Source organism: Pedobacter sp. 10L46_2 (genome assembly GCF_056395165.1).
On the sequence record NZ_JBFTIZ010000414.1, the window covers coordinates 1 to 4,497 of the forward strand.

A 4,497-nucleotide genomic window follows, 5' to 3' on the forward strand; every position below is an offset into this window, starting at 1 on the left:
GGTTACAATCTGTGGGGGCCAGAACGCTACTATGGCTTGAAAATCATGATAAGTGATCTTCGAAAACTTTAAAGCGAAAAGCTCTTCATAAAACTTTGGATAAGTGGGAATACACAAAAAAAGCATATACAAAAAGCCTATCCGAAATGCTATTTTCTGATAGTTCTTCCATTTGCCGGTTTTAGGCGATTCTTTAACTACTTCCTGCTCTTGTTTGTCTGCTGCTGCTGTTTCTGCAGGAGCATCCAGGTTTATCTCTAATGTGGACATTTTAATTTCTTTTAAGTGACAACTAGATTTTTACAGGTTTACGGCGACCCTCGAACATCATATACTTCTTATTTATTTTGGCAAGAACCACATGTATCGAATCTCTGTTTTCGTTAATACCCGACAGTACTATTGTGGAATCATTTGGCCGCTCATACTTGAGCTGAAGCTTTTCATTCCGTTGATTTTTATTCTTATTCTGTAATGAAAGCGTATGGTTTACAGTATCGGCATCATAGTAGAAATAGTGGCGACCGGCATATCCTGCCAGTTCATAGTTTCTATCAATATCTTTTTCATGAACTTCTTCGCCGCTCGACAAGTCTATTTTAACGGGGCGATTCACTTTAATCGTTAGTGTCGACCATTTTTCGAAAACCACATCCTGCCATCTGTTCGGATCAGTTTTGGAGTATGGTATAGTATCTTTATTTAATACAAACTCCTTTACATTATAATACCCAAATGCTTTACTTAAACCTGGTGTATGAGGTATTTTATAAGGATCATTTGTGTAATTATCATAAGCCTTATATGCAAAGAGTACAACAAAGGCCAGAAATGCTATTTTTAATCCTTTCCGCGCATTTCTTAAACGACTATCCGTAAATTTTGGAATAAATTTATTGGCATAAGCCGGTGTTTCTTTAATGAGCAGATCATATAATCTGGGGATATCGTATACAAATAAGAAAGTTGCTAAGAGCACAATAAAAGTACTTAGCGCTTGCTCACCTATATCATAAAATCCATTTGCTACCGCTACATTCCCTAAAAAACCGAATATTAGTCCTACACCAAACGTGACTGTCTTCCTGTTAAAAAGCAAGAAGGCAGCAAGTATTTCAACAAAACCTAAAAAAGATTCGTACTTAGGTGCTATGCCTACCGTTTGGAAATATATTTTCCAGGCAAAATAATCTCCATAATTAGTCAGCAGATTACTTAACGAAGGATATGGCATCTGCAACGGAAAAAATTTAATAAAGCCATAAGTAACCAGTACAAACGCAAGGCGATATCTCACCAATACCCTTAACCAGTAATATAACTTGGTATATTCCTTTCTTTGGGCATCTGCTTTACCCCAAATGACAGCACCTACGGCTGCAATACCGATAAATACTACCCAGTTTGCAAAACCTCCAATACCCCATTCAGCAATTTGATTGTCAGAAAAAAACTGAGGTTGGTACTTAGTTAACTTAAACAGATCGTGAAAATGGAGGTGAAGCCAATTGATAGAGAATAGCTCTTTGTAGAACTTCCAGTCTATAGGAATAATCTGTATCACGAGAAAGATAAAGAAGAACCGGAACAAATTCTTTTCCCAGGGTTTCCACTCCCGTGATTCATTGTTTGTGTCCTGCCGGTATTGGAAAAATGTATTTATTAGGATCGTTCAGGTTCAGGACTGCAGGGGCTCTACCTGTTCTGACCAAATCAAACCACCTGAAAGGTTCCAGGGCAAACTCTACACGCCTCTCATTTTCTATAGCTAACAATACTTCATCCTTATTCAGACTTGCGCTTATTTCAGGCACGCTCGACCTAACCCTTACCGCATTTATATCTGCAATTGCACCGCTTAAATCAGGTACCGTTTTAAGTACACGTGCTTCGGCCCTGTTAAGAAATAATTCTGCCGTTCTGATAATGTATCCAGCAGAAGTGTTAGTGGGATAAATACCACCAATAAATTGTCCTGCAGCATTTTTCACAGAAAGGATTTTACGATCACCACCAATAGCAGGATCATTCAAAAGATTGTGAATTACTGCTTTTGGTTCAAGTGCCCTGTTACTGGTATTCCATTGAGCGTAACCCGCATTAACATCATTTACACTGTAAGAAAGTTCTAATACAGACTCTGATGTTCCCGCAGCAAGATTAAAAGGTTTAATCAATTTATACCCGGGATTTGCCAAAACAGTATTGATATCGGCTTCGGCCTCAGTATATTTTTTCTGATATAGATAAAGTCTGGCTCTCAATGCAATTGCTGTAGACCTGGTTATCCTGTTCCTCACAATAGTAGTAGGCAGCAAGGGTTCTGCCTTGTTTAAATCTTCGAGTACCTGAGCAAACACTTCCGCCTGTGTACTTTGCTTAACGCCTAGTTTATCAGCCACCACATTAGTTGGTGTTAAAAATATCTGCACATTGCCAAACACCCGGGCAAGATCAAAATAAGATAAGGCCCTAATGGCATAAGCCTCACCTAACAGCTGATTTTTAAGATCATTACCAAGCTTATTATCTGTTACCAGAGGCACCTTTTCAATAATATGATTGGTGCGGTTAATGGTGTTGTAGAAGTTCCCCCAGTAGGTAGATAAGAATGCAATATCTGACCGCAGATCATAATTGATTACATTCAAATCCGTTTGGGCATTGTTTAGTGATTTAATGTCTCCACCCGATTGAAGTATTGTATTCTGGAAAGCACTTCCATAATTAAGACTTGCCAATCCGCGGTAAGCGCCTCTTACTGCAGCTTCTGCTGATGATCTATCGTAGATCGTAGTTTCATCGGGTATGGTATCGTATGGTGAAACTTCTAAATATTTTTTGCAGGAGAACAGTGATGAACTGATCAGCAATAAAAATAGGAGTGTTTTATTTTTAGTATTCATGATTCTAGTATTAAAATGAAATGTTGGCTCCAAACTGAATTCCTCTTGGTTGTGGTGGTGTGGCTGTATCCAAACCGTCGAGATTCTGACCTGCACTACCCGAACTTTCCGGATCAGCACCTGAATATTTTGTTTTAAGCCAAAGATTAGTTCCCAAAACATACAGCCTTACTTTGCCCAACCTTACTTTAGAAGTTACTGATGCAGGCAAAGTATAACCTAAAGAGGCAGCTTTAAGTCTGATAAAAGATCCATCCTCCAGATATCTGCTGTTCTGTTCGATGTTGTAATTATTACCCACACTGGTAACTCGAGGAGTATTGGTTATATCTCCTTCTTTTTGCCACCTGTTCAGTTGGCTCTTTAAAATCGATCTGGAGGCATCTCTTGTGCCCCCACCTTCCAAAATGTATTTGTTAAAATTGAATACTTTATTGCCATATTGGTAAGTAAACAATACGTTAAAATCAAATCCTTTATAGCTGATATTATTAGAAAAACCTCCAAAGAAATCAGGAATGAGATTACCCATCAGCTGACGATCTGCCGTGGTCACAGTAGTTCCTGTGGTTCCATCGGCATGTTGAAATATAGCATCTCCGGTTGTAGGGTCAACATATAGCTGTTTGTATAACCAGAAACTTCCTAGTGCAGCCCCTTCCTGTGTTCTTCTATACTCTCTGGCTTCAAAGGTGATGGGGCTAACCAGTTTCTCCGCGCGGTTTACATTTCTTGAAATGTTAAAATTTGCTGACCATTCAAAGTCCTTAGATTTAATAATTGTTCCGGTTATTGCCAGCTCAATTCCCTTATTACTTACTTCACCGGCATTAGCTAATGTGCTTGAATACCCTGTTGACTGTGGCACAGGCAAATAAAGCAAAGCATCTGTGGTGTATTTGTAGTAAGCATCAAAATTCAGAAACAACCTATCCTTAAATAAACCCAAATCAATTCCTGCGTTGTAGGTAGTGGTTTTTTCCCATTTCAAGTCAGGATTTTTTAATTGAGCAGGTGCTACGCCAGGTTTAGGTCCGCTTGTCAGGTTATCAGGATACGCCGCCGAGCCAGACCATAAACCCAATGCGGCATAGTCATTAATACCATTTTGATTCCCGGCAGAACCGGCACTTAGCCTAAGCTTGAATTCAGATATAGTTTCTGAATTTTGTAGAAAGGCTTCCTGTTTGATCCTCCATGAAGCGCCTATACCTGGAAAGAATCCCCAGCGATTATTGGCACCAAATTTAGATGAACCATCAGCTCTGATTACGCCTTCAAGAAAATATTTGTTATCGAGACTGTAGTTCAGCCTACCAAAAAATGAAGCAAGTGTAGACTTCGACCTTCTCTGATCTGCTGTTCTTACAGAAGCAGCAGAGATTTGCTGAAAGAAATTATTTGGGAAACCCTGCCCTACTTCCTGAGCTACTTTAACATCGGTACTCTGAATACTATTTCCAATTAAAACAGYAATATTTTGTCTCGAATTAAGTGCCTTTACATAGGATAATGTTTGTTCATTCTGAATAATTGTGCTGGTAGTAAACACCTCTTTTCTATAACCCAATGGATTGGGGCTGCCACCAAT

4 protein-coding genes are annotated in these 4,497 nt (G+C 39.1%); all 4 read right to left on the minus strand.

What is annotated here, in order from left to right:
* Positions 1 to 270: hypothetical protein (locus tag AC1DDX_RS25985; protein ID WP_477622878.1), on the minus strand; the 270-nt coding region annotated here is incomplete at its 3' end.
* Between the two features lie 22 nt (positions 271 to 292).
* On the minus strand, positions 293 to 1,564 hold the full coding sequence (locus tag AC1DDX_RS25990; protein WP_477622879.1) for a DoxX family protein: 1,272 nt from the start codon (positions 1,562 to 1,564) through the stop codon (positions 293 to 295).
* Positions 1,565 to 1,622: 58 nt separating this feature from the next.
* Positions 1,623 to 2,906 carry a RagB/SusD family nutrient uptake outer membrane protein gene (locus tag AC1DDX_RS25995; protein ID WP_477622880.1) on the minus strand — a complete coding sequence of 428 codons (1,284 nt, stop codon included), beginning with the start codon at positions 2,904 to 2,906 and terminating at the stop codon, positions 1,623 to 1,625.
* A 10-nt stretch (positions 2,907 to 2,916) separates the two neighbouring features.
* Positions 2,917 to 4,497, minus strand: a 1,581-nt coding sequence (locus AC1DDX_RS26000) for a SusC/RagA family TonB-linked outer membrane protein (RefSeq protein WP_477622881.1), incomplete at its 5' end; no start/stop codon positions are given.

Coding starts and splice junctions, on each gene's coding strand:
- AC1DDX_RS25995 (WP_477622880.1), bottom strand. CDS start 2,906: ATGAATACTAAAAATAAAACACTCCTATTTTTATTGCTGATCAGTTCA.